Below are 26,251 nucleotides of genomic sequence, written 5' to 3'. Positions count from 1 at the left end.
TTCGACGGAGACCGCGCACTATGCGCCTGAACCCGTCGCACGGGCCTAATGCAAAATCTGGCTCAGGAACTGCCGTGTCCGGTCATGCTGCGGGGCTCTGAAAAAGGCATCCGGCGTGTTCATCTCGATAATCTGTCCGGCGTCCATAAAGACCACGCGGTCAGCAACCTGACGGGCAAAGCCCATTTCGTGGGTGACACACAACATAGTCATGCCAGAGCCCGCCAGATCGACCATGATATCGAGCACTTCCTTGACCATTTCGGCATCCAGCGCCGAGGTTGGTTCGTCAAACAGCATGACGTCCGGCTGCATACATAAGGCACGCGCAATGGCTACGCGCTGTTGCTGCCCGCCCGAAAGCTGACCGGGATATTTCAGGGCCTGCTCGCCGATGCGCACCCGCTCCAGTAAGGACATAGCCAAGTCTTCGGCTTGCGCCTTTTTGATTTTTTTGACGTGAATGGGCGCCAGTGTGCAGTTTTCCAGGATCGTCAAATGCGGAAACAGGTTAAAGCTCTGGAAGACCATGCCGACGCTTTTGCGCACGCCTTCGACGGTTTTGATGTCCGAGGTCAGGGCCGTGCCGCCGACTGAGATCGTGCCCTGATGGTGGCCCTCCAGCGCGTTAATGCAGCGGATCAGGGTTGACTTACCTGAACCCGACGGGCCGCAGATGACGATGCGTTCGCCCTTATCGACGCTCAAGGTGACATCGCGCAGGGCATGGTATTGTCCGTACCATTTATTGACGCCGTTCAGTTCGATAAAGGCCATCAGCGGTTCACTCCGAACAGGTTCTGCCGCTCGATCCAGTGGGTGTAGCGCGTGATCGAAAAGCAGATGATGAAATAGATTAAGGCAATGAAACCATAGGTTTCTGCAAAGGGCGCGGGCCATGCCGGATCAGCCAGTGCCGCGCGTCCGGCACTCAACAGGTCGTATAGCCCGACAATAAGTACCAGCGACGTGTTCTTGACCATGACCACGACCGTGTTGGTCAGCGGCGGTATGACCTTGGATATGGCTTGCGGCAGGATGATCAGACGCGTTTTAGACCACCACGACAGCGACAAAGCATCAGCAGCTTCCCCCTGCCCGTTATGCAGACCTTGCAGGCCGCCCCGAAGCACCTCGGCCAGATAGGCGGCGGAGAAAACGGTCATGGCGACCAGAGCGCGCAGCAGCTTATCAATCTTAAGTCCGTCCGGCAGCATCAGCGGCAACAGGATCGAGACGATGAACAGCAAGCTCAACAGCGGCAGGCCGCGAATACCCTCAATAACGGCCACGCAGATATATTTGACGGTCTTAAGGTCCGACTGCCGCCCTAGCGCCAAAGCAATCGCCAGCGGAAAGCCCAGCCCCAATGATAAAACGGTCAGGATCAGCGTCACCGGCAGCCCGCCCCAGGAGTCGGTCGGCACAGCCTCAAGGCCCAACACACCGCCCGCCATCAGAGCTAACGCGACCACCGTGCCGATCACCCACGCCCACAGGGTCGAGGTCTTCCAGTTCTTCGGCGGCAGGGAATAAAGCGTAAGCCCGATAAAAATCACGATCAGCCCAATCGGCCGCCAGTATTGCCCCGGCGGATAGATGCCGAACAGAATGAACGGATATTTGGCGCGCAGGAACGCCCAGCAGGCCCCCGCCCCGGTGCACTGCGTGCCCTCGCCGGCCCAGATGCCGTTGAGGAGGCCCCATGACACCAGCTTGGGCGCCAGGGCTATGACGGCAAACAGTATAACGAGCGTCGAGACCGTGCTTAACACATCCCCGAACAGCACCCGAAACAGGCTGCGGCGCGCGGCCAAGGGCGCGGTTCGGGCATCAATAGATTGGGTTTGAACAAAGCCTGTCATCGGACTTTCAATGCCACGCGAGCGTTATAGAGGTTCATAGCGACGGAGGTTGCGATGCTGATGGTAAAGAACACCAGCATCAGGATGAAAATCCCCTCCAGCGCCTGCCCTGTCTGATTGATAGTGGTGGCTGTCACAAACGAAATGTCCGGATATCCCACCACCAGCGCCAGGGTCGAGTTTTTGAGGATGTTGATATACTGGCTGGTCATGGGCGGAATGATGATGCGCAGGGCCTGCGGGATCAGCACCAGATTAAGCGCTTGCTTGGGCGCCAGCCCCAGCGCAAGGGCCGCCTCGGTCTGGCCTTTGGCGACCGCCTCAAGGCCGCCGCGAATAATCTCACCGATAAAGGCCGCCGCATAGAGACTAAGCCCCAGATACATGGCGACAAATTCCGGCGATAGATTAAGCCCGCCTTCGAAATTGAACTTCGCCCGTACCGGCATATCAAGGCCGTTCAACGATAGTGCGGGCAGGTAAAGCCCGCGTTCGGTCAGATAGACCCCCGGCAGGGGATTAAGCGGCGCGTCAATCGACGGCAGGCCGACCGTGACCAGCGCGTACCAAAACAGAAGTTGCACCACCAACGGCGTGTTGCGGAAAAACTCGACATAGGTCGTGCCTGCCCCTTGCGCCAGCGGGTTATCCTCACGCCGCAATATCGCCAGCATCAGCCCCAGAACCGTCGCCGTCAACGCCACGATCACCGTGATAAATAGGGTGTTGCCAAGCCCGACCGTATAGGCCCACCAGAAATGATCGGTTGGGCTGTAGCTTAAGATACTTTCGGAAATCGGAAAGCGCGCCGCCCGCCCCAAAAAGTCAAAGCCGACGGTCAGCCCGCGCTTAGCCAGATTGGCCGCCGTATTGCCGGTCAGCCACAGGATCAGGCCAATGAAGGCGCTGGCCGCCAATAGCTGAAGGGCAATGGCCCTGAATTTCTGGTCACGCCACCACACCATCTTAGCTAAATGGCAGGGGCACCATAAGCCCCCCGTCCCTTTGCAGGCGGTTCAGGCCGCGCTCTATCTTAAGCTTTGAGTCCTTACCGACATTGCGGTCGTAAACTTCACCGTAATTGCCGACCTGTTTGATGATCTGATAGGCCCAGTCTTCGCGCAGACCCAAAGCCTTGCCGTAACCGGCTTCAACCCCCAGCAAGCGGCGAATGGCCGGATCTTCGGATTTTAGCATCTCATCGACATTAGCACTGGTGATACCCAGATATTCGGCGGTGATCTGGGCCTGAAACACCCACTTGACGATATCAAACCACTGATCATCGCCGTGGCGAACCGCAGGCGTCAGCGGGTTAGCTTCGTCATTGGCCGCAAAGATCACATAGTCATCAGGATTTTTGGACTGGGTCGCCCGCACCGAATAGAGCGACGAGGCATCGGTGATCAAGGCATCGCACCGGCCGGAGAAAAACGCCTGACGCGTGGCCGATACATTGTCGAAAATGACGGGTTTGAGGTCGAGTTTCTGCCGCCACGACACATCGGCAAAGATCACTTCGGTGATTGAGCCGGTCTGAACACACACGGACGCACCCTTGATATCAGCCGGTTTGGTCGCCCCCGTAGATGCCCTCACCATAAAGCCGGTATAGTCATAATAGTTGGGAAAGGTGAAATTGACGCCATTGGCATCACGCGCCATCGTCCAGGTCGTTGTGCGGGGGAGCAGATCAATCTCGCCCGTCTGCAAGGCGGTCAAGCGCTGCTGACCAGTAAGGGGCACAAACCGCGCCTTGTCCTGATCCCCCAGAACCGCGGCCGCCACCGCCCGGCACATGTCGATATCAAGCCCGCGCCAATAGCCTTTGTCATCGGGCAGAGAGAACCCGGCATTTGCCTGAGACGCGCCGCACGACACATAGCCATGCTTTTGCACGGTCGCCAGAGTCGATCCGGCCTTGCCAGCCGGTGCGGCATTGCTTGCCGGTTTCGGTGCCGGTGAACAGGCGGCCAGTGCCCCAGACAGTGCGGCGGCAAATCCGATGATGACTAATCCCCTGCGCCCCATCAGATCATTCTGCCGCGATATCAGACGCATCAACCGCCGTATTAAGATGCGCGAACAGCACCTCAAGATCGGCCCACAGATCGGCCGGGTCTTCGAGACCGACCGAAATGCGCAGGATCAGGCCATCCTCTTTCCACGGCACGGCCACGCGATCAGGCCTGATGTCCATGGGCACGATCAGGCTGCGCGTGCCGCCCCATGACGCCCCGATCGAAAAAGTTTTGAGCGTATCAAGGGCGGCATCCACCGCCGCATTGGCGGCCGGTTTGAGAACCACGGAAAACACGCCGGAGGCACCAACGAAATCGCGCTTGAAATAGTCATGGCCGGGACAGGACGCCAAAGCCGGATGCAGGACACGCTCAACCGAAGACAAACCCACCAGACGCTCGGCAAATTCAGTCGAGACCTTACCCATATGTGCCAGACGCACGCCCATGGTCTGCATCCCGCGCAGGGCGAGCGCACAGTCATCAGGCGAAACCCCAATGCCGATCATGCGGGTCGTGGCCTTAAGCGCGCGGTGAAGTTCGACGTCGCGCACGCTGATCGAGCCCAGCAATATATCGGAATGACCCCCGACATATTTGGTCAGGGCTTCCATCACGAAATCGGCGCCGTGCATGAGCGGCTTGAACAGTAAAGGCGTCGCCCAGGTATTATCGGCCCCGACCAGCGCGCCCTTGGCATGGGCCGCGGCAATGATGGCGGGAATATCCTGAAACTCCATCGTGGTTGAGCCAGGACTTTCCATCCACACCAGCTTGGTGTTAGCCTGCATCAGGTCAGCCACGCCGGCCCCGATCATCGGATCATAGACCGTATAATGGATGCCACGCGGCTTCAGGTAGTTCTCACAGAACCCCCGCACCGGCGGATAGGCCGTATCGGGGATCAGGACATGATCACCCGGCAGCAGCACCGTCAGGAAGACGATGGTAATGCCCGCCTGACCCGAAGGGACGATGACCGTCCGGGTCCCACCTTCGAGGGCCGTCAGTTGGTCTTCAAGAGCCTTAGTCGTCGGTGTGCCATGCAGGCCGTAGGTATAACCGTCCGGCCCGCGATATTTGCGGTTGGCATAGGCCTGCGCATCGTCAAACACGATGGTCGAGGCCCGATAGGTCGGCACGCTCAAGGATTTGAAACCCTCCATATTGGGTTCCGGCGGATGCACGACGCGCGACAAATCTTTCATTTCAAGGCCTCAGACTATTCGGCCCAAGCATGAGCCGTTATTTCAAAAAAACAATCACTGCCATTTCGGCACAATACGATAACAGCGGCGGGTGTGCTCAAGGGGAAGAACCGCCGCCGCTATCGCCCGCCCGGAGAACCACCCCTGGTAAACTCCGGAAGGATAGAGTTTATTTCGGACACTGCGGGGCAATGGGCTTGCCCTCAAACGCTGATTTTACGAACGGCAGGCTGTCCGGCAATGAGCCATTGACCGCACCGGAATGGCTAAGTTCGGGATAGAGTTTCGTCACCACGACTGAACCTTCAGCGCAGGCATCCTTGGCCAGCGCCAACTGAGCAGACGACGGAACCTCGGCATCCTTACCGCCGATACCTAAGAAAAGCGGGCTTTTGAATTTGAGGCCGGGATATTCAAGTTTCGCCAGAACCGGCGTCATGGCCGCATTATAGGCTTCAGTCTTGAACGTCATATCCCGTGTCAGCATGGCCCCGCGAATATCGGCTTCAAGCCGGGTATTGCAGACGGATTTCGCTTGCTCAAACAGTGGCAAGGCCTCCGGGGTCACAATGTCAGCAACCTTGAGATCAGGCTGAGTTTGCTGAGCCATCAGCAGGCCATAGAACATGTAATATATGGTCGGATCAGCCGCTTTTGCCGCCTTGGGGTCGACCTTGCCGCTGACCTGCCCAACAACCTGCAATGACTGACTGAATTTATAGGGCGTGCCGGTGGCGACCGTACCGCGGATGTCCAGTTCGGGCGCGTAAGTCGGCGCATAGGCTGCGGCCGCCACAGCCGCCTGACCGCCCTGAGACTGCCCCACAATCACGGTTTTCGGCGACAGAACCGGAAAGCCGCGCTGAGCGGCACGAATACTGTCCAGCACACTATAGGCCTGTGGACGAGCATTGACGTACGGGTGCGGGCCCGGCGTGCCCAGCCCCTGATAATCCGTGGCGACAATGGCATAGCCCTCTTTGAGCCACGCATTGAGATAGGCACTGTCACGCGCCGACCGCCCGGCCAGAGACGGCGCGCAGACATCAGCCATGCCGACCGTGCCGTGCGCCCAGGCAATCACCGGCCAGCCGCCGTCGGGCGCCTTGCCTTTGGGCAGGAAGACCGCACCGGACACCGCCACGATATCCTCGCCGTCAACGCCGTCCTTTGAGGTATAGAGAATGCGATAGGCCGATCCGGCCTGGCTCAGGCTCAGACTCGATTCCAGCGCCTCCATCGCCACCATCCGGCCTTCGTGTCCTGGCACCGGACGCGACCAGCTATAAAAGGCCGGTACGCGGCCATCACCCTGCGCAATATCGGTATGGGCGTGAAGCACCGCATCATGGGCGACGGCCCCTTGCGCAAAAAGCGCTGTTATAACAGCCAGTTTCGAGATTTTTCCCGCGTTGCGCTTCATGGTCAGCCCCTATCCCGTTTGTGAAGATAAGATGACCATGTCGGCTTTCGGGTAGAAACACAAATGCCGGATTGGCAGAACCCTATGCCTAAACCTTATACTATTTGGGCATGAGCGTGCGGTTGTAGGAGCGCGCCCTAAGCAGGGCCCCGACGAAACGGTTGACGACCTGCGCCTTTTGCGTGTCGGGCCGGAACAAAAGGTAGGAGCGGAAATAGATCTCTGGCTCAAACGGCTTCAGGATCAGCCCGCGTTCGGGAAAGCCTTCGGCGGCCACCAGATTGACAATACCGACACCGACACCCGCCAGCACGAGCGCACACACGGTCAGGGCATAAGGGGTTTCAACGACCACCTGCGGCTTGACGCCCGCCTCATCGAATATGGTCGTCAATTGCGCCCGCAGACGGTCTTCGGGAGACAGAGCGATAAAGGGCAGCCCATCCAAATCTTCGGGCCGGATGATGTCCTTATCCGCCAGGGCATGACCCGGCGGCACGGCGCAGACGGCGCGAAAGCTGCCAAACAAACGATGCTCAACCCCGGACAGATCAACCTCTTCGGCCGCCAGACCGATATCAAACTGCTGATACATCACATAGTCGCGGACTGTCGCCGACGACAAAACCTGCAAGGTTATGGCGACATCCGGATGCACCTTACGAAAGGCATGGATGGCGCGCGGCACCAGCGTAGACCCCAGGGCGGCCTGCGAGGCGATACGGATGGTCCCTAAGCCAAAATCGCGGATACGCGCCGCCGATGAGCGGATACGATCAAGGCCGATGAAGCTGTCATTCACATCACGAAAGAACAAAATGCCTTCGGGTGTGGGCACCAGTCGGCCCTTGACGCGATCAAACAGAAAGAAACCGAGATTATCCTCCAGTTCCGCCACAGCGCGGCTGACCGCCGGCTGGGTGATCTGTAGCAATTCCGCCGCACGGGACGCCGAGCCCCCCATCATGACAGCGCGGAATATCTCCAATTGACGTATATTCATCGTGGTTTTCCCCTGTCGCGCCGCAAACCTATAACTTTTATGCATAGGCCTCTGCGTTTCTGTCAATTGTGTTTCTACGTTTACTCCCGCAGTCTCAGTTTATGACGTTTTGATAAATCCAAGACGACACCTGAGTGACACAAACAATATTCAACAACAAAAGAGACGAAACACCACGAAGCGTACCCAATTTTGGCCATTTCATAGCAGGGGATATACTATGAAACGCAGACCTATAGAGTATAAACGCTTATTGCTTGCCTCTTCGATTATCGGCGTCCTGACGGGCGGCCTGACTATATCGGCAAGCGCACAAGAGACCGCATCCGAAACGTCCGAAGTGACCGAAGTCGTTGTGACCGGCTCACGCTTTGGGCGGGTCGTGGCACAGTCGGCCACACCCATAGACCTGATCCGTCAGGAAGACCTTGAGCGGGCAGGCTCACCTGAACTTAAGGGCAAACTGCGCACTTTGGTGCCGAGCTTTTCGATCACCAATAACTATGCGGCGGGCGTCAATGACTTCATGGCCAATCCGTCCTTGCGGGGCCTGTCGACCGGCCACGTCCTGCTGCTGCTGAACGGCAAGCGCCGGGTGACGTCGGCCACCGGCGGCGGCGATGTCGCCTATGATATCAATGCCATTCCGTCGATCGCCCTGTCACGCGTCGAAGTCCTGCGCGATGGCGCCGGCGCTCAGTATGGTTCTGATGCCATTGCGGGCGTCATCAATCTGGGCCTAGACGACACGACCGGCTTTAAGGGGGAAGCCCGCTACGGCGAAACCTCGCAAGGCGACGGCGAAGCCATTGATATCGGCTTAAGCTACGGCCTGCCGATCGTGAATGACGGTGTGCTTCGCGTCTCCTTCATGCATTCGGATCACACCAAGACCGACCGCGCCACACCCGATACCCGCCAGCAGTATTTCGGCTCAAACGGCACCCGACTGCCCTCGGCCAACTATGGTTCCGGTACGGGCCTGACCCCATCTAACGGCACACTCGATCCGCGCGAAGCGACCATCGACCGCAATATGTGGGTGTCGAACGATCCGGAATATGTCAACAACGCCCTGTTTTTCAGCGCTAAACTGCCGGTAAGCGAAGGCATCGAAGCCTACAGCTTCGGCGGCATCAACAAACTCACAGGCAACAGCTACAATTTCTTCCGCCGGGCCGGTCAGGACGAAACCGTGCGCGCCCTTTATCCGGATGGCTTCCTGCCGCTTCAGATCATCGAGATGGAAAACCACGCCGCCGCCGCCGGGATCAAGGGCGACGACCTGTTTGGGTTTAGCTGGGATCTGTCGGTCAATTACGGCAAAAACCAGCAGGACTTTGGGTACGAAAATGCCGCCAACGTCTCGCAAGGCGCAGCCTCGAAAACCAGCTTCTACCGCGGTCAGTATGCAATAGATCAAACCTCGTTCAACTTTGATGTCACCCGCGAGATTGAAATAGGCGCCAGTCCGCTGAAATTCGCGATGGGCCTCGAATACCGTGAAGAGAACTACAATACCTCGCCCGGTGAGCCTGACTCCTACGCTTTTGGTGGTGTGCCCATTCTCGATGGCCCCAATGCCGGACGCCCAGCCCCGGCCGGTGCCCAGCCCGGCGGCGGCATCCGCCCGGACGATGCGCTGGATGGCAGCCGCGATTCCAAAGCGCTCTATGTCGAACTGGACAAGACCTTCTTTGATCGCTGGCAAGTGATTGCCGCCGGCCGTCACGAGGATTTTTCCGACTTTGGCTCGACGACCAATTACAAACTGGCCAGCCGGTTTGAAATCAATGATCATCTGGCCCTGCGCGGGTCGGTGGGCACGGGGTTCAGAGCGCCGTCTCTGGCGCAGTCCTATTTCAGCCGTACCAATGTCACCTTCATCAACGGTCTGCCGGTACGGGTGCGCGGGATTTCGGTCTATGATCCGGTCGCGCCGCAACTGGGCGCCCAGCCATTGAGCCCGGAAGAGTCCGAAGATATCTCCGCAGGTGTAGTCTTCCGTTTTGGCGGCTTTACCGGCGCGATTGATTACTACAAGGTTGAGGTCACCGACCGGATCGTCTCGTCTTCCACGTTTCAAGGCGGCACTTTGTCAGCCTTCATGGCCGCCAATGGCCAGCCTGATGTGGTCGGCGTGACGTTTCTGACCAATGCCGTCGACACCACTACCGAAGGCGTCGATCTCACCGCCCAGTACCGTCATGACCTAGGGGCGTGGGGATCTTTAAGCGCCACCTTTGCGGCCAATGTCAACGAAACCGAGATCGACCGTATTTCCGGTACGCCGCCGCAAATCACGGCGCTGGGCATCAATACTACACTGTTTGACCTGACGCAGCAGGTCACCCTGACCGATGCCCGCCCCAAGGATAAGCAGACCGTCGGGCTGAACTGGAAGCGCAACAAATTCAACGTCGCCCTCACCGCCACCCGCTACGGCGAAGTCTCGGAAGTGTCCCTGACCGGTAAAACTTTGGCGCAGGTCAATGCGCTTCTGCCTGCCGGAAAGTACGACACAACCCTGGTTCAGACCGGATCGACCTATTCGATCATTCAGACCTACCAGTCTGATATCGTCACCGATCTGGATGTCACCTATGCCGTCACCGACCATGTGAACCTGACGGTCGGCGCGTCCAACATCTTTGACGCCTATCCGGAAAAGCGCATCGCCTCAACCGTTGCGTCGGTGGCAACGGGCACCAACGGCGCCGACAATGCCGGCACCCTGCCCTATTCCTACATAGCCCCGTATGGCACGGCCGGGCGGACCGTCTATGCCAAGCTATCGGTTAAGTACTAGCCCATTAACGGGCAGGTGCCCCCCTCTCCCCCTAGCTCAAAAGCCTGCCGAATATTCCGGCAGGCTTTCTTTTTTGGGTGCGGACTTAGGGCCATCCGTCGCATGGAAAAACCGCCGGAGACGGGCTCCGGCGGTTTACATATATATCCTGCCTCTTAAGCGCTGACGGTCTTCAGTATCTCATAGGCAAATCGCGCCCCTTGTTTCAGCGGCTCTACACCCACACGCTCATCGTCACCATGTATCCGTGAGGCGGTATCGGCATCGACGGGAACCGGCCCCAGGCCATAGACCGGAACACCCCGCAACCGCCACGGCGTTGCATCGGTCGATGCCACCAGCAGAGTGGGCATGACGGTCACCTGTGGCCATACAGTTTTGGCCCCCCGCTCGATCGCCTTATATAATTCCGTGTCTGTCGTAGACGGGATAATATCGGCATAAGCATCGAAAAACGGCATCTGCTGATCTTTCGGGCGGGTCGAGACAATTTCAAATTCTATCTTCGGATTGCCGATAACCGCTTTCAGTTCCTCGATAAAGGGCCCGACCTTCTGACCGGGCAGCAGTCGGGCATTCATCACCGCTTCTGCATTGCCCGGTATAACATTGGGCTTAATGCCGGAATTGATCATGCTGATCACCAGAGTATTCCGTAAAAGCCCTTCCGTCCCCCAACCCGCATCCTTTTGTGTGATTAGACGCCGCGCCGCGGCTTTGCGTGCGGCGGGTTCGCTAGCGTTTAACAGTGCTGCTACAGCATCGGCATAGGGGCCGGGATTAAGTTTGGCGCTCGCTTTGAGATAGGCTTCGACCTGCGGCAGCAGGATGATCTCCGTCTCGTAAGTCGAAAGCCTGGCCAGCGCCTCAATAAGCTGCCCATTGGCGGTTTGGCTAACCGGTAAGGGGCGTGAGGAATGGCCCGTGGGCCCCGACGTCCTGATCTTCAGGTTGAGCGTGAGTTTATCGGCGCACGACACCTGCATCTCTCGTACGCCCTGTGCGCCAATAAACGTGCGTCCGCCTTCGTTTAAACAGAACTCGGCATCGATCTTGTCCCAATGATTAGCCGCGAGCCAGTTGGTATTGAACGCCCCCTGCTCCTCATCGGCTTCGGCAAGGAAAATGACGTCGCGCGACAGCTTGCGTTTCTCTTTGGCCAGACGCAATACAGCCTGAGCGAACACGGCCACGGCCGCCTTGTTATCTAGCGCCCCGCGACCATAGATGAAGCCCTCTTTTTCGACACCCTCAAACGGGTCAACGCTCCATCGCTCACGCTCAACCGGCACAACATCGGTATGGGCGGCAATCAGTACCGGTTTCTTTGTTCCGTTCCCTTTCAGGCGGGCAATAAAGTGCGCCGCCTTGCCGTTAGGTGCCAGAATGGTCTCGTTCGGCACGCCTGCTGAATTGAACAGAGTGGTCAGATAGGCCGCCATTTCCCGCGTATCGCCGGGCGCGTTGACCGTATTAAAGCGTATCAGATCTTTTAGAAGAGCGGCGACATCGACCTTGCTGCCCTGAGCGCGGACAACGTCAGGCATTAGCGACAGGCCCAACCCTGCCGCGACCGAGGCCATGGCCCCCCTGCGGTTCAAAAACATATTCCGACTCCATGCTATAGCGTGATTAACCTGTCACACTATCGCCCTCACGGGGACAAACAATTGAGCCTTAGATATATGTCTATGCCTTAAGCTTATTGGTATGCCGTAATCTTAATGGTGTGAATAACGCAGCCCCTATGAACCCACCCAGCACCGTCACCGGTAACGATCGCGCGAGCCAATCTTCTACACACATCAGTGCCGTTCCACAGTCAGACAGCACAGTCCGGGCGCTTCTAATTTATTTTGCATGACATTTTTGCAGATCTGGTGCCGTCATATTTGGCAGCACCACTTTAAATGGCAGATTTGATCATACCTGCATAAAAAAACGGGGCCGAAGCCCCGCTTTGTTACCTTACCACCACTTCGAGGGTTTTTGCGTAAAGCCTGCGGCCTGTTCCAGCACCGAGGCGATGGTGAGGACGGTGCCTTCGTCCAGCGCCTTACCGATGACCTGCAATCCCAACGGCAGACCGTGCTGATCGAGGCCCGCGGGCACCGAAAGCCCCGGCAGACCGGCCAGATTGGTCGTGACCGTGAACACGTCATTCAGATACATCGATACCGGATCGGCGGCCTTTTTCTCATCGCCAAGCGCAAAGGCCGATGACGGCGTGGCGGGCGTTAAGATCACGTCGCAGGATTTGAACGCTTCGGTAAAATCATCCGCGATTTTACGGCGGACTTTCAATGCCTTGACGTAATAGGCGTCATAGAAACCGGCCGACAGCACATAGGTGCCGATCATGATCCGGCGTTTGACTTCCTTGCCGAAGCCTTCTGAGCGCGACAGCTCATAGGTGTCAGTCAGGCTGGTCGCCTCCGGATCGCGATAACCAAACCGCATCCCGTCATAGCGCGCCAGATTGGACGACGCTTCGGCAGGGGCCACAATATAATAGCACGGCAGGGCGTACTTGGTGTGCGGCAAGGTGATGCGTACGATCTCAGCACCGGCGTCTTTCAGCCAGGCAATCCCCTGCTCCCACAGGGCGTCGATTTCCGCCGGGATACCGTCGAGGCGGTACTCATCAGGAATACCAATCCGCAAACCCTTGACCGATTTGCCGATAAACTGCGTGAAATCAGGGACTTCGATATCGAGACTGGTCGAATCCTTAACGTCGTGTGAGCACATGACGTTCAGCATGATCGCTGCGTCTTCGACCGTTTTGGTGATCGGTCCGGCCTGATCCAGAGACGAGGCAAACGCCACCATGCCAAAGCGCGAGGCGCGGCCATAGGTCGGCTTGATGCCGACCGTGCCGGTGAACGCTGCCGGCTGACGGATTGACCCGCCGGTATCCGACGCCGTTGCCGCCAGACACAGATCCGCCGCGACCGCCGCCGCCGAACCACCGGAAGAGCCACCCGGCGTCAGGGCCTGATTGGAATCTTTGGCCTTCCATGGATTGACCACCGGCCCCCAGTGCGAGGTCTCATTGGATGAGCCCATCGCAAACTCATCCATGTTGAGCTTACCCAGCATAACCGCCCCGCCCTGCCACAGGTTGGCGGTCACGGTCGATTCGTAAGTCGGCACAAAATTACCGAGGATTTTGGAACAGGCCGTCGTGCGCACGCCTTCGGTGCAATACAGATCCTTGATGCCGAGCGGCGCACCTTCTAACGCGCGCCCCTCACCCTTTGCCAGTAATTCGTCAGACGCCTTGGCCTGAGCGCGTGCCTTATCAAAGGTCGTCTCGACATAGGCATTAAGCGCGCCGTTGCTGTGCTCAATCGCGCCGATAAAGGCTTCGGTCAGCTCAGAAGACGAAAAGGTTTTGGCTTTCAGACCGTCCAGCGCGCCTTTGAGGGGCAGTTTGGTAAGTTCACTCATGGTCTATTCCACCACTTTCGGCACGACGAAAAAACCATCGACGGTTTTGGGCGCGTTTTTGACCACATCCGCCACCTTACCACCGTCGGATACCACATCGTCACGCAGCGGAGCGGCCGCGGCCACGGCGGTGGTCATCGGCTCCACGCCGGTCACGTCGATCTCGTTCAACTGCTCGATCCAGCCCAGAATACCGTTCAATTCGCCGGACAGGCTTTCCAGCCGCGCTTCGGGCTCCCGCAGTCGCGACAAGGACGCGACCTTCTTCACCGTTGCCACATCAATGGCCATGAGGCTTCACTCCACGTAAATTCAGAGGGATTGGGTTAGACATTACGCCGCCGCTTGACAAGGCCCCGCCACGCAAAGATTGCACAATTATTCGCCTGCAACCGCTGGACAGGCTGGCAAAGCCCTATAAACATGCCGACAGCTCGCCGCCCTGCACACTGGAGGCGTCCCAAAGGAGCCTTAAATGTCTGAAAAGGATCGTTTCATTACCCTGATCCGCGACGCCCTGACCCGCAATCGTGACGACCTGCTTCGGCAATGGCAAAACCCGCAAGGTACAAAGACCCGCCATTTTATACTGGATGACCTGCTGCCCACAGTCGACGCGCACCGTATTCATGAGGCTTTTCCGCGTGATGGCGACGGCTTTTTCAACCGCGATACCTTCCGCGAAAAAAAGCGCACCTCAACCGACCTCAGTGGTTATGCGCCCATCCTGTCTGATATCACCTACGCTTTGCAGGATAAGGCGATTGTTGAGTTGATCGCCGATATGGTCGGCTTTGAGGCGATCGAACCCGACCCTAAGCTTTACGCGGGTGGCCTGTCGATGATGTTTAAGGGCGATTTTCTCAACCCCCACATCGACAACAGCCATGACGGCGACCGCCAAAAATACCGCCGCCTGAACCTACTCTATTATGTCTCACCCGACTGGAAAGCTGAGAATGGCGGCAATCTGGAACTATGGGATGATGATCGCAAAACGCCAGTGACCGTGATGGCGGCCTTCAACCGACTGGCCGTCATGGAAACCACAAAGATTAGCTGGCATTCGGTCAGCCCCGTGGTCGCAGACCGGCCGCGCACTTGCGTATCCAACTACTATTTCTCGGACATTTCGCCGGATCAGTCGGACTACTTCCACGTCACATCCTTTTCCGGCCGTCCGGGCGAAACGCTAAAATCGGCCATAGGCATAGTCGATAACGCCGCCCGTAATCTGGTGTCCAAAACCTTGGGCACCGGACGCGGTCGCGGGCGCATCAATAAGACGTAGGATATAACTAAGCCCGCGCCACTCAGTTTGGGTGGGCACGGGCCTGGTTTAAGCGCACATTATTTTCAGAAATTATTGGCTAAGACCTGCCAGAACACGCCCCTTATCGGCATAGACCGGGGCGGTTTTAGAATCGTGCAGCGCCGTCAGGGTCGGTTGATTAAGCTGGCGCACCGCATTGGAAAGGGCCGCCTGCGCACACTGGCGATCCTGAGCGGCGTAGCGCTGATATTCACTATCGCAAAGAGTATTCGCGGTGTTTTTAAGCTGACGATAAACCTTTGCCACCTCAGCCGTATTATTGAAGTTGACGCCTTCGACAGACACCACGGTCTTTGTGGCAGTGCGGTCTTTTTCGCCCGCTTGCGCCACCGATACACCCGCACTCAAAAGCGCCACAGACGCCAACGCCACCATATAAACTGAACGTAACATTTTAAACTCTCCTCATGCTTGGAGCCCATCGCTCCGGTGAGGATTGAATACACTCAACGTAAATTACTTTAAATAACATTTTTATTAAATATTCGTCACACATTACACTGAATACATTAATTAAATTCGTTTCATATATTACATATTTTTAACAGATTAACTTTCTGTAATGCGTTAATTACTTGTAACAAAATAAACGAAACAAATATCTGTTTATTTTGAAACCACATCACTTTCTGCGCATCGGCCACAGCCTGTAAAACCGTTGACTTTTCAGACATTCCGGCCCACAGCACCACCATGGCCGTTGTCGATATAACTGAACTAAAAGCTCTATTGCCCGTCCGCACAGGGGTGCTGGGGCTCGACCTGGGTGAAAAAACCATCGGCGTGGCGGTGAGCGATATTTCGCTTACCATCGCCTCGCCTCTGGAATTGGTTAATAAGACCAAGTTCACCAAGGAGGCCGAGCATCTGTTTTCCCTGATGAAAAAGCGTGAAGCATCAGGGATTGTGATCGGCCTGCCCGTCAATATGGACGGCACCGAAGGCCCGCGCTGCCAGTCGGTGCGCGCCTTTGCCCGCAACCTTTTACGTTTGCGTGACCTTCCGATCGCCTTCTGGGATGAGCGCTGGTCGTCATCTGTGATGAACCGCTTCCTGATCGAAGAGGCGGATCTTACCCGCGCCAAACGCGCCGAGGTCATCGACCGCTCCGCCGCCGCCTATATTCTGCAAGGGGCTTTAGACCGGATAAAGGGCATGGAATAGCCCTCAATCCGGCCCAACCCTATTTATGATTCGCCGCCACCATGACCTCACCACCACTGATCTGGGCGTGATACCGAGTTAAAACTGGCAGATCAATGTCGGTAACCGCCCCATTAAGTGCCCGCGCCGCACAGCGCTGGTCTGCACTTCGACTGGCATTCGGGCCGGAATTACAGACATCATAAGCCACAAAACGCAAGTGTCGATAAAGACGGTCGACATCGCGTGCATCTGTGAAATCAACGTTGCGCAACGATAACCGTCGTTCAACAGGCTCACGATCCACATCCATCAGACGCATCCGTTCGCCCGCCTCGACCTTAACTTCCGGAATTTCTTGGGCCAAAACCGCTGTAATCGGTGCAGATACAACAACACTTGAAAGCAACGCTACCAAATAAATAGAACGAGACATGATGCCCCTCCTTTTGGTTTATGCGTAATCCCCGCCCTCGCGCCGCCACCATACGCCTGATCAAAAGAAAAGCGACTTAATTATTATTAAATATCAGCTCTCAAATACTCACAAAAAATTGCACTAAGACAGTAACCACAACCCTATACCACTGACGGTTATTGCAATTGAAACCACCCTTTTGAAACTTGTGCCTTACTGCCCTATCTTTAGACACCTAACGTCCGCAGCCCCCTACAGGTTGACTCGCGCCGCGCCGACCGCCAAAGACAGGCCATGACACCTGACACCTTTATCAATGGCATTATGCCGGTTTTCCTGATGATTGCGCTTGGGTACGGCCTGAAAAAATCGGGCTTTTTGCCGCTGCACGTCTGGAACCCAATTGAGCGGCTGGCAGTCTATGTCTTTTACCCGGGCTTTCTCATCCCGGCCATCTGGCACGCCGATCTGAGCGGGCTATCGGCCGGACCGGTCAGCATTGGCGTGACCGCCGCCATGATCCTGTCGGCAGGGCTTGGCTTTGCGCTGAAACCATTTTTGAAACTCAGCGGCCCAACCTTCACCAGCGTCTTTCAGGGCCTGATCCGGTTTAATTCGTTCGTATTTCTGCCCATCGCCACCGCTATTTTCGGCAATGAGGCTTTGGGACTGGCCGCCATTGCCATGAGCGCGCTCATCCCGCTCAGCAACATGGCCTCGATCATGGTGCTGGCCCGCTGGGGTGAGTTGGAGGGCGACAACCAACCCGACCGGTCATTCAAGGCGATCATGCTGCGGCTGTTCACCAATCCGATTTTTCTGTCGTGCCTGATCGGGCTGTTTCTTAATGCCACCCACGCCCCCAGTGTGCCGTTTATCGACAAAGACCTTAAGATGCTGGGCGATGCCGCTATTCCGACCGGATTGATACTGGCCGGAGCGGGTTTGAGTTTTGGCTATATTTTCAAAAGCCCTGGACTGGTGGTCGCCACGTCTTTGTTCAAGGTCATGGTGGTGCCGATTCTGAGCTGGGGCATCTGCCGCGCTCTGGGTGGGGATGAACTGGCCCAAGGTGTGGCCCTGTGCTGCGGGGCCGCGCCATGTGCGGCCGTGGCCTATGTTCAGGCCCGCCATATGGGAGGCGACGCCGCCCTCATGGCCGGGATCGTGGCGCTCACGACCTCTTTGAGCCTGATTACGCTGCCGATATTGCTGTGGCTGTTTCATTTGGCTTAGTTCGCTAGGCCTGCCACGGCTCTAAAGTAACGGAAATGCTTTCAGCTATTAAGTAGCCATCAACGCCGTAAGCCCCCTCCATTTCCAATCTATAGCCATTTTCGGCTTTTGATATTTCCAGACACATCAGAGCATTCTGCTGATTCCAATTTTGAATCTCAAACTCCCGAATCCCGGTTATCGAAAAAGTAACAAGAGCGTGCAAATCCAGCCGATAATACCCATGCTCGTCGGTATCTGAGTTCATGCGAAATGCATAAATGCGGATAACAGAAGGCTCTGGATCGCGACGAATATCTATGCTTACAACCTCGGCGTCATGAAAATTGTGCATATGACCAAACCAGTTCGTTACTGCACTCCAGTCAATTTCGTCTTTTTCCATTGAGATACCTTATATCCTAATTATGGTGGCTGCAGATTATTACTGCAGCTAGTTGATCGCTAAATCTAGCTTTTTGCAATATTAGAACTCCCCCTGCGGGGCCGCCCGCGCGGTGCAGGGGGAGCTGAATTTTCGGCGAAAATTCAGAGGGGGTAAATCGGAACACTGAGCCTGTTATTACCCCACCACCGCTGCGCTGTCGCTTGCGGCCCCCCTCCCCTTCATCAGAGGAGGTTCTTAATATCTTGCCACGTCCGTCATTGCGGCCTATAGCCCCCTTTTATGACCGATTTCACCGACCAGATTCGTGAGCGGCTGCTGCCGTTCCCCAAACGCCACTTTATCGCGTCGCAGGACCTTGATCCGCCCGACATCATGGCGCTGCTCGATCTGGCCGATCTGTTCGTCGATATGAACCGGCGCTCAACGAAAAAGCTTGATCTGCTCAAGGGCCGCACCCAGGTCAATCTGTTCTTTGAGAACTCAACCCGCACGCAATCGAGCTTTGAACTGGCCGGTAAGCGGCTTGGTGCCGATACGGTCAATATGGCCGCCAAAACTTCATCCGTTGCCAAGGGTGAAACCCTGATCGACACGGCGGTCACGCTCAACGCCATGAAGCCCGATCTGCTGGTGGTACGCCACTCGGCCTCCGGCGCCGCAGAATTGCTGGCCCAGAAAGTCGGCTGCTGCGTGATCAATGCCGGCGACGGCCAGCATCAGCACCCGACTCAGGCTCTGCTCGATATGCTGTCGATCCGCCGCGCCTTTGGTCATGTCGATGGTCTGACGGTGGCGATTTGTGGCGACGTCGGCCACTCCCGCGTGGCCCGCTCTAATGTCATCCTGCTCAACGCGATGGGTGCTAATGTCCGGCTCGTCGGCCCCGCGACCCTCATTCCGGGCGATGCTGACCAATGGGGCTGCGAAGTCTATCACGACATGCGCGAAGGCATTGCCGGGGCCAATGTGGTCATGATGTTGCGCCTTCAGCTTGAGCGCATGGACGGGGCCTTTATCCCGTCAACCCGCGAATATTTCCGCTTCTTCGGCCTTGACCGTGAAAAGCTGCAAGTGGCCGCCAAGAACGTGCGCGTCATGCATCCCGGCCCGATGAACCGCGGCGTCGAGATCGACTCAGAGGTCGCCGATGATTTGTCGATCTCCCTCATTCAGGATCAGGTCGAAATGGGCGTCGCCGCCCGCATGGCGGTGCTGGCATCATTAGCTGCGCGTCTGGAGGCCGAAGGCAAATGACCAACACCTCGCAACCCCTCGCCCTTGTGAACGCCCGCCTGATTGACCCCGACAGCGGCTATGATGGCCCCGGCTCGGTCATCATTGCCGAAGGCGTCATCGCCGATGTCATTTTCTCCGACGTGCCGCCTTCGGGCAGTGCGGACTATAAGGTCATCGACTGCGACGGCAATCTGGTCTGCCCCGGCCTTATCGACCTGCGCGTCAAGACCGGTGAGCCCGGCCATGAGCAGAAAGAAACCCTGAAATCGGCGTCACTAGCGGCCGCGGCGGGTGGCGTGACTTCGTTTGTGGTCCAGCCCGACACCCATCCGGTCATTGATGAGCCGGCCATGGTCGATTTCATCCTGCGGCGTGCCCGCGATATCGAACTGGTGCATGTGTACCCCGCCGGCGCCGCCACCAAGGGCTGCGACGGCAAGACCATGGCTGAGATCGGCCTGATGCATGAGGCCGGCGCCCTCTATTTCACCGATGTCGATCAGCCGATTATTAACACCAAGGTCTTTGGCCGTGTGCTGGCCTATGCAGGCGGGTTTAACGCGCTTGTGGCGCACCGCCCCAAAGAGCCGTGGCTATCCGAAGGAGCGGTCGCCACCTCCGGCGAAATGGCCTCACGCATGGGCCTGTCGGGCGTGTCAGCCCTGGCCGAACGCATCGCGCTGGAGCGCGATCTGGCTATGGTCGAACTGACCGGCACGCGCTTGCTGGTCGATCAGATATCAACCGCCGCGTCGGTGGAGACCCTGAAACGCACCAAGGCCAAGGGCTTAGAGGTCTATGCGTCGGTCAGCATCAACCATCTGGTGTTCAACGAATTTGATATCGGTGATTACCGTACCTTTTATCGCCTTGATCCGCCATTGCGCGCCGAATCCGACCGGGTCGCTCTGGTCGATGCGGTTGAGGACGGCGTGATCGATGTCATCGTGTCTAACCACTGCCCGGCCCCGGCTGAGGATAAGCGCCTGCCGTTTTCGCAAGCTACCCCCGGCGCGATTGGGCTTCAGACCTTGCTGGCGGCGCTGATAGGACTGCATTTCGACCGCGATATCCCGCTGATCGACCTGTTGCGGGCGGTGACGATCAACCCGGCGCAAATCTTAGGCCTTGAGGCCGGACGACTGAAAAAAGGGGCACCTGCCGATATCATTCTGGTCGATGTCGATGCGCCGTTTGCGTTGCGCGAAAAAGACATATTGTCAAAATCCAAAAACTCGCCGTTTGAAAACCGCACCCTGCAAGGTAAAGTTCTCAAAACGCTGGTGGATGGGCGAGTAGTGTATACGGCGGAGTAATCGCGACAAAACGCCCTCCCTGCCCTGCGGGGAGGGGGGACCGCTGAAAGCGGTGGGTGGGGAAAATCTGATGGCAGTCAGGGACGGCGCAAATATTCCCAGAGCACGACAACTGCGCAAAGCCCTGACCAAACCTGAACTCTGGTTATGGTTACGCCTTAAAAACCGCAAGGCCATAGAAATCGTCTTTCGTAATCAGCATCCCATCGGCCCTTATGTCCTCGACTTTTACTGCCCAAAAGCCAAACTGTGCATCGAAGTTGATGGCGAAATCCATACACATGCCCATCAACAACAGCATGATAAAACCCGTGACCTGTGGCTTAAAAGCAAAGGCATCGGTGTCTATAGAATTAAAGCCATCGACCTGCTTGATAATCCCGATGAAACCGCGCAAGGGGTTATTGACCTTGCCAGAGAACGCATAATAAATACCCCACCCACCGCCTTCGGCGGTTCCCCCTCCCCATAAATAGGGAGGGTGTAGTAAGGACAGACCGTGCTGAGCCAACCGATCATCTATGCCCTTGCCGTACTGGGCGGCTACCTTCTGGGGTCGATCCCGTTTGGCGTGCTGACGACCAAACTGGCGGGCATAGACATCCGTGAGGTCGGCTCCGGCAATATCGGTGCTACCAATGTCCTGCGCACCGGCCGCAAAGATCTGGCGCTGATCACCTTTTTAGGCGACACGGGCAAAGGCGCTATGGCCGTTGGCATTGCGTTTGCGGCCCTGTTGTCCGTCGATATCGCCACCCGCCAAACCGGCATGGCGCTGGCCGGAGCCGCCGCGTTTCTGGGCCACCTGTTCCCCGTCTGGCTGAAGTTCAAGGGCGGAAAGGGCGTAGCGACCTTCCTTGGCACCCTGTTTGCCGCCGCCTGGCCGATGGGGCTGGCCGCCGGTGCCATCTGGTTGCTGGTGGCGTTTACCCTGCGCATCTCGTCTTTGAGCGCTCTGGTCGCCGCCGCACTCATCGCACCCGTAGGCTTCCTGATTGATCAGCCCTACCCGTTCGTGCTGATGAGCCTGTTCATGGCCGTGTTGATCTACATCCGCCATAAGGACAATATCAAACGGCTGCTGAATGGCACCGAGCCTAAAATCGGCAAAAAGGACAAGACCGCCTAGATGTCCCTGTTCGATGCGCCGCCCTTCCCGCCAGTCAAGACCGAAGAGGAGCGCGTCGCCCGCCTGAGACTGGCGCGCACTCAGCGCATCGGCCCGATCAATTTCCAGCAACTTATCACCCGTTTCGGCAGCGCAATCCGTGCGCTTGAAGCTTTACCGACTTTGGCCCAACGCGCCGGCGGCGGCATAACACCCGCCCCGTTGGCGATGGTTGAGGCTGAGATCAAACACAGCCGCGCCACCGGCGCCCGTCTGGTCGTGCTGGGCGATGCAGACTATCCCAAACTGCTCAGCCATATCGCCGCCGCCCCGCCCATACTGTGGCTGCTGGGCGAACACGCACTGCCCCCTAAAGCCGTGGCGATCGTGGGGGCGCGTAATGCCTCCGCCGCCGGTATGAAGATGGCCCACACCCTGGCTGCCGAACTGGGCGAAGCCGGATACACTATCGTCTCAGGTCTGGCACGCGGCATCGACACCCACGCCCATCAGGGCTCGCTCAAAACCGGCACCGCCGCCGTTCTGGGCGGCGGGATTGATGATGTCTATCCGCCGCAAAATCAGGATTTATATACCGCGCTCAAAACCTACGGCGTACTGATTTCCGAAAGCCCGGCAGGCTATAAGGCCCACGCCCGCGATTTTCCACGCCGCAACCGGGTCATCAGCGGGTTGACCCTGGGGACGATAGTCGTTGAGGCTGAACTGCGTTCAGGCTCTCTGATCACCGCCCGGTTGGCCGGTGAGCAAAACCGCGATGTTTTCGCCGTACCGGGCTCGCCGCTTGATCCGCGCGCACGCGGATCGAACGACCTGCTGCGCCAGGGCGCGCACCTGTGCGAAACGGCCGAAGACGTCATCCGCATACTGGAAAGCGGCATGGGCTTAAACGACGGGGCGCGACCGGCCTATGACGATATGCGCCCGCACTATCTGGCGACACCTGAGGACACCACCGACGATCTTGATGACCGGATCGATGACCTGCGCACGCAAATCCTCAACCTGATCAGCCATACCCCCAGCCACCGCGACGAAGTGCTCAGGCTTGCGGGCGCGTCAATGACGCTGGGTTTTGCGGCCTTGAGCGAGCTTGAAATCGCCGGACTGATCGCCCCTCAGCCTGGCGGCTATTACGTGTTGGTCGATTAATCACCATCAAGCCATAGGCCCGCGCGCCTTTTGAGCGGCATGATAGAGATGCTCGCTCAGGCCCTGATGCCCGACCTTTTGTGCCATCTGTGCCAGAGATGCCGCCATATCGCCGATATAGACCAGAACCTCGGCCTGTTCCTGCACGGAAACCTCCTGACCGGCTTCGCGCTCCAACTCCTTCATAGCTACTCCTTATACCTAAATGCCCGCAGGCACGGGATATGGCACAGGCCACTTCTCCCCCATCAGTTGAAAGCTTAAATAAAATTACCTTTAATTGCAATTCTCATTCTTACCACCTTTGGATTTATGTGGGCGGAGACTCAAGATCAGCCCTCTATGGCCGCCGTGGCAAAAAAGCCGCTTCACAGTTCGTTGAAAGCGCTTTAAGGCTGGCATATTTGAAGCCTGCTCCCATTTTCAGGCTCATCGCTATTTTGCAGACGGATTTATAAAAGCCATATGAAGCTGGTTATCGTCGAAAGTCCTGCCAAGGCCAAAACCATCAACAAGTACCTGGGCAAGGACTATAAGGTTCTGGCGTCCTACGGCCATGTGCGCGACCTTCCGTCCAAGGACGGCTCCGTCAAGCCCGACGAAGACTTCGCCATGATCTGGGAAGCCGACCCCAAGGCGGTTAAGCGCCTGAACGAAATCGCTGAGGCTGCCAAGGCGTCCGATGGCGTTATCCTCGCGACCGACCCCGACCGCGAAGGGGAAGCCATTTCCTGGCATGTGCTTGAAGTGCTGAATAAGAAAAAGGTGCTCAAGGAAAAGACCGTTGAGCGCGTCACGTTCAATGCCATCACCAAATCCGCCGTCGATCTGGCCATGGCCAATCCGCGCCAGTTGGATATGGAACTGGTCGAAGCCTACCTCGCCCGCCGCGCCCTTGATTACCTCGTGGGCTTTACCCTGTCGCCGGTGTTGTGGCGCAAGCTGCCGGGCGCACGCTCGGCCGGACGGGTGCAGTCTGTGGCGCTCAAGATCGTCGTTGACCGCGAAGTCGAGATCGAAAAGTTCAAGACCGAAGAATACTGGACCGTCGATACTGAGGTTTCGGCCAATTCGCCGCCGTTTTCGGCCAAGCTGATCCAGCTTAACGGCAAAAAACTGGGTAAGTTCGACCTGCCCAACGAAGCCGCGGCCAAGGGCGCCGAAGCCGCCATTGCCGCGTCGAACTTCACCATCACCGAGGTCGATCAAAAACCCGGCAAACGCACCCCACCGCCGCCGTTTACCACCTCAACCCTGCAGCAGGAAGCGTCGCGCAAACTGGGCTTCTCCGCCTCGCGCACCATGCAGACGGCCCAGAAACTGTACGAAGGTGTTGATATCGGTGGCGAAACGACCGGTCTGATCACCTATATGCGAACCGACGGCGTCTATGTTGAACCGGAAGCGATTGCCGAAATGCGCAAGCTGATCGGCGAACGCTACGGCCCGGCCTATGTGCCGGAAACCCCGCGGTTCTATAAGGCCAAGGCCAAAAATGCTCAGGAAGCCCACGAAGCCGTGCGCCCGACCTCGCTCTATCGCCGCCCGGAAACCCTTCGCCTTGAGGGCGATCAGGCGCGGCTTTATGAGTTGATCTGGAAACGGACCATGGCGTCGCAAATGGAAGCGGCTAAGGTTGAAAAAACCGCCATTGACCTGCTGAGCCCCGACAAACAAATCGCCCTGCGCGCCACCGGTCAGGTCATCACCTTTGATGGCTATCTGGCGGTCTACGAAGAAGGCAAGGATGATGATGCAGATGAGGACGGTGGCCGCCTGCCCGCCGTGCGCGTCGGTACCACGGCCTCGGTTCATGCCATTAAGCCGGCTCAGCACTTCACCGAACCGCCCCCGCGTTATTCCGAAGCCACCCTCGTCAAGAAGATGGAAGAACTGGGCATTGGCCGGCCATCGACCTATGCGTCGGTGTTGACCGTCCTGCGCGATCGCGCCTATGTCCGCATGGATAAGAACCGCTTTATCCCCGAAGACAAGGGCCGGCTGGTCACGGCCTTCCTTGAAGAATTTTTCAAGCGCTATGTCGAATATGATTTCACCGCTGATCTTGAGGAAAAGCTCGATCTGGTCTCCGCCGGTGAGTTGAACTGGAAGGCGCTGCTCCGCGAATTCTGGCAGGATTTCCACGCCGCCGCCGGTGGGGTGCAGGAATTCCGGGTCTCTGAGGTGCTCGACCGCCTCAATGACGCGCTGGGGCCGCACATCTTCCCCGACAAAGGCGACGGCACCAATCCGCGCGCCTGCCCGTCTTGTGCCAACGGTCTGCTGAGCCTGAAAACCTCACGGTTCGGGGCGTTTATCGGCTGCTCCAACTATCCGGAATGCAAGTTTACCCGCCCCGTCGGCAACCCAGAAAGCGCATCCGAAGACGGTGGCGCATCGGGCGATCGCGAACTGGGCGTTGACCCAGCCACCGATAAGGTCGTCTCCCTCAAAATCGGCCGTTTTGGCCCCTATGTGCAGTTGGGCGAAGCCGAATCGAAAGAGGATAAGCCTAAGCGCTCGTCCCTGCCCAAGGCCTGGCCACCGGCGTCGATCGACCTAGAGCGCGGGCTTAAGCTGTTGTCCCTACCGCGTGAAATCGGCATCAACCCGGAAAACAATAAGCCGATCACGGCGGGTCTGGGGCGCTTTGGGCCGTTTATCGCCAATGACGGCACCTACGCCAACCTCGCTAATTTCGATGAGATTTTCGAGGTCGGCATCAACCGCGCCGTCGTCATGCTGGCTGAGAAGAAAGCCAATGCCAAGGGTAAGGGTTCGGCGGCTGCACCACTCAAAGAACTCGGCAAACATCCTGATAATGATGAGCCTATTCAGGTCATGTCCGGTCGCTACGGCCCCTATGTCAAATGCGGTAAGGTCAATGCCACCCTGCCCAAGGACATAACGCCGGAGGACGTAACGCTGGAGCAGGCGCTGGAACTGATCGCGGCCAAGGGCGGCGTGAAAAAAGCCGCGGCTAAGAAGGCTCCGGCTAAAAAAGCTGCACCCAAGACCACGGCGGCCAAAAAACCCGCCGCCAAGAAAGCCCCGGCTAAAAAAGCCCCCGCAAAGAAAAAAGCGGAGGCTTAATACCTTTCTCCTCCCTGCGCTTGCG

The 26,251-nt window shown here is 57.5% G+C and carries 25 protein-coding genes; 11 read left to right on the top strand and 14 right to left on the bottom strand.

The annotated features are described in order from the left end of the window. Positions 1-45: 45 nt before the first annotated feature. The 7 genes from IE102_RS10905 to IE102_RS10875 form a co-directional block, all read right to left on the bottom strand. A complete protein-coding gene (locus IE102_RS10905; protein WP_189486509.1) occupies positions 46-777 on the bottom strand; it encodes an amino acid ABC transporter ATP-binding protein in 732 nt (243 codons plus the stop codon). Further along, complete coding sequence (locus IE102_RS10900; RefSeq protein WP_189486508.1) at positions 777-1,865, bottom strand: amino acid ABC transporter permease; 1,089 nt, start codon at positions 1,863-1,865, stop codon at positions 777-779. The genes IE102_RS10905 and IE102_RS10900 overlap by 1 nt, the downstream gene beginning before the upstream one ends. Then, the gene (locus IE102_RS10895; RefSeq protein WP_189486507.1) at positions 1,862-2,830 is read right to left on the bottom strand and encodes an amino acid ABC transporter permease; all 969 of its coding nucleotides are present in this window, start codon (positions 2,828-2,830) and stop codon (positions 1,862-1,864) included. The genes IE102_RS10900 and IE102_RS10895 overlap by 4 nt, the downstream gene beginning before the upstream one ends. 1 nt (position 2,831) lies before the next feature. Further along, on the bottom strand, positions 2,832-3,926 hold the full coding sequence (locus tag IE102_RS10890; RefSeq protein WP_229807705.1) for an amino acid ABC transporter substrate-binding protein: 1,095 nt from the start codon (positions 3,924-3,926) through the stop codon (positions 2,832-2,834). After that, on the bottom strand, positions 3,901-5,094 hold the full coding sequence (metC, locus tag IE102_RS10885) for a cystathionine beta-lyase (RefSeq protein WP_189486506.1): 1,194 nt from the start codon (positions 5,092-5,094) through the stop codon (positions 3,901-3,903). Before metC ends, IE102_RS10890 begins: the two co-directional genes overlap by 26 nt. 169 nt (positions 5,095-5,263) lie before the next feature. After that, positions 5,264-6,517, bottom strand: coding sequence for an alpha/beta hydrolase (locus tag IE102_RS10880; protein WP_189486505.1), 1,254 nt, complete (start codon positions 6,515-6,517; stop codon positions 5,264-5,266). A gap of 100 nt (positions 6,518-6,617) precedes the next feature. Next, complete coding sequence (locus IE102_RS10875; RefSeq protein ID WP_189486504.1) at positions 6,618-7,520, bottom strand: LysR substrate-binding domain-containing protein; 903 nt, start codon at positions 7,518-7,520, stop codon at positions 6,618-6,620. A gap of 220 nt (positions 7,521-7,740) precedes the next feature. Between IE102_RS10875 and IE102_RS10870 the strand changes: the two genes are divergently transcribed. Next, on the top strand, positions 7,741-10,329 hold the full coding sequence (locus IE102_RS10870) for a TonB-dependent receptor plug domain-containing protein (RefSeq protein WP_189486503.1): 2,589 nt from the start codon (positions 7,741-7,743) through the stop codon (positions 10,327-10,329). Between the two features lie 155 nt (positions 10,330-10,484). Here IE102_RS10870 and IE102_RS10865 read toward each other — a convergent pair whose 3' ends face one another. The 3 genes from IE102_RS10865 to gatC all read right to left on the bottom strand — a co-directional run bounded on the left by IE102_RS10865 (position 10,485) and on the right by gatC (position 14,073). Next, positions 10,485-11,936 carry a M20/M25/M40 family metallo-hydrolase gene (locus IE102_RS10865; protein WP_189486502.1) on the bottom strand — a complete coding sequence of 484 codons (1,452 nt, stop codon included), beginning with the start codon at positions 11,934-11,936 and terminating at the stop codon, positions 10,485-10,487. Between the two features lie 361 nt (positions 11,937-12,297). Continuing rightward, positions 12,298-13,782 carry an Asp-tRNA(Asn)/Glu-tRNA(Gln) amidotransferase subunit GatA gene (gatA, locus tag IE102_RS10860; protein ID WP_189486501.1) on the bottom strand — a complete coding sequence of 495 codons (1,485 nt, stop codon included), beginning with the start codon at positions 13,780-13,782 and terminating at the stop codon, positions 12,298-12,300. A gap of 3 nt (positions 13,783-13,785) precedes the next feature. After that, complete coding sequence (gene gatC / locus IE102_RS10855) at positions 13,786-14,073, bottom strand: Asp-tRNA(Asn)/Glu-tRNA(Gln) amidotransferase subunit GatC (RefSeq protein WP_189486500.1); 288 nt, start codon at positions 14,071-14,073, stop codon at positions 13,786-13,788. A gap of 184 nt (positions 14,074-14,257) precedes the next feature. On the opposite strand from gatC, the gene IE102_RS10850 reads away from it, so the two are divergent. Continuing rightward, entirely contained in the window at positions 14,258-15,073 is an 816-nt protein-coding gene (locus IE102_RS10850) for a 2OG-Fe(II) oxygenase (protein ID WP_189486499.1), read from the top strand. Between the two features lie 72 nt (positions 15,074-15,145). Here the strand turns inward: IE102_RS10850 and IE102_RS10845 are convergent, their stop codons facing one another. After that, positions 15,146-15,508 carry a UrcA family protein gene (locus tag IE102_RS10845; RefSeq protein ID WP_189486498.1) on the bottom strand — a complete coding sequence of 121 codons (363 nt, stop codon included), beginning with the start codon at positions 15,506-15,508 and terminating at the stop codon, positions 15,146-15,148. A gap of 300 nt (positions 15,509-15,808) precedes the next feature. Between IE102_RS10845 and ruvX the strand changes: the two genes are divergently transcribed. Then, positions 15,809-16,279, top strand: coding sequence for a Holliday junction resolvase RuvX (ruvX, locus tag IE102_RS10840; RefSeq protein WP_189486497.1), 471 nt, complete (start codon positions 15,809-15,811; stop codon positions 16,277-16,279). A gap of 19 nt (positions 16,280-16,298) precedes the next feature. Here ruvX and IE102_RS10835 read toward each other — a convergent pair whose 3' ends face one another. Continuing rightward, positions 16,299-16,694 carry a UrcA family protein gene (locus IE102_RS10835; RefSeq protein WP_189486496.1) on the bottom strand — a complete coding sequence of 132 codons (396 nt, stop codon included), beginning with the start codon at positions 16,692-16,694 and terminating at the stop codon, positions 16,299-16,301. A gap of 276 nt (positions 16,695-16,970) precedes the next feature. Here IE102_RS10835 and IE102_RS10830 point away from each other — a divergent pair, with 276 nt between their 5' ends. Beyond that, positions 16,971-17,912, top strand: coding sequence for an AEC family transporter (locus IE102_RS10830; RefSeq protein WP_189486495.1), 942 nt, complete (start codon positions 16,971-16,973; stop codon positions 17,910-17,912). Between the two features lie 4 nt (positions 17,913-17,916). Here the strand turns inward: IE102_RS10830 and IE102_RS10825 are convergent, their stop codons facing one another. Continuing rightward, positions 17,917-18,297: an Imm50 family immunity protein gene (locus tag IE102_RS10825; RefSeq protein ID WP_189486494.1), complete on the bottom strand. Its 381-nt coding sequence runs from the start codon at positions 18,295-18,297 to the stop codon at positions 17,917-17,919. A gap of 282 nt (positions 18,298-18,579) precedes the next feature. Here IE102_RS10825 and IE102_RS10820 point away from each other — a divergent pair, with 282 nt between their 5' ends. From IE102_RS10820 to dprA, 5 genes are all read left to right on the top strand, one after another. Beyond that, on the top strand, positions 18,580-19,554 hold the full coding sequence (locus IE102_RS10820) for an aspartate carbamoyltransferase catalytic subunit (RefSeq protein ID WP_189486493.1): 975 nt from the start codon (positions 18,580-18,582) through the stop codon (positions 19,552-19,554). Continuing rightward, the gene (gene pyrC, locus IE102_RS10815; protein WP_189486492.1) at positions 19,551-20,852 is read left to right on the top strand and encodes a dihydroorotase; all 1,302 of its coding nucleotides are present in this window, start codon (positions 19,551-19,553) and stop codon (positions 20,850-20,852) included. Before IE102_RS10820 ends, pyrC begins: the two co-directional genes overlap by 4 nt. A gap of 70 nt (positions 20,853-20,922) precedes the next feature. Continuing rightward, complete coding sequence (locus tag IE102_RS10810; RefSeq protein ID WP_189486491.1) at positions 20,923-21,324, top strand: endonuclease domain-containing protein; 402 nt, start codon at positions 20,923-20,925, stop codon at positions 21,322-21,324. 27 nt (positions 21,325-21,351) lie between these two features. Further along, positions 21,352-21,981 carry a glycerol-3-phosphate 1-O-acyltransferase PlsY gene (gene plsY / locus IE102_RS10805; protein ID WP_189486490.1) on the top strand — a complete coding sequence of 210 codons (630 nt, stop codon included), beginning with the start codon at positions 21,352-21,354 and terminating at the stop codon, positions 21,979-21,981. Beyond that, positions 21,982-23,133, top strand: a complete 1,152-nt coding sequence (gene dprA, locus IE102_RS10800) for a DNA-processing protein DprA (RefSeq protein ID WP_189486489.1) — start codon at positions 21,982-21,984, stop codon at positions 23,131-23,133. A 6-nt stretch (positions 23,134-23,139) separates the two neighbouring features. Here dprA and IE102_RS10795 read toward each other — a convergent pair whose 3' ends face one another. Further along, positions 23,140-23,319 (bottom strand): hypothetical protein, encoded by a 180-nt coding sequence (locus tag IE102_RS10795; protein ID WP_189486488.1) that lies wholly within the window; start codon positions 23,317-23,319, stop codon positions 23,140-23,142. Between the two features lie 38 nt (positions 23,320-23,357). On the opposite strand from IE102_RS10795, the gene IE102_RS10790 reads away from it, so the two are divergent. Next, positions 23,358-23,591, top strand: a complete 234-nt coding sequence (locus IE102_RS10790; RefSeq protein ID WP_189486487.1) for a hypothetical protein — start codon at positions 23,358-23,360, stop codon at positions 23,589-23,591. 7 nt (positions 23,592-23,598) lie between these two features. Next, positions 23,599-26,226, top strand: a complete 2,628-nt coding sequence (gene topA, locus IE102_RS10785) for a type I DNA topoisomerase (RefSeq protein WP_189486486.1) — start codon at positions 23,599-23,601, stop codon at positions 26,224-26,226. The last annotated feature ends 25 nt before the right edge of the window (positions 26,227-26,251 follow it).

The sequence above is a fragment of the Asticcacaulis endophyticus genome, from assembly GCF_014652575.1.
Lineage (GTDB): Bacteria > Pseudomonadota > Alphaproteobacteria > Caulobacterales > Caulobacteraceae > Asticcacaulis > Asticcacaulis endophyticus.
Note: the sequence above shows the minus strand (reverse complement) of the source record. Positions and strands in the feature narration are given on the sequence as shown.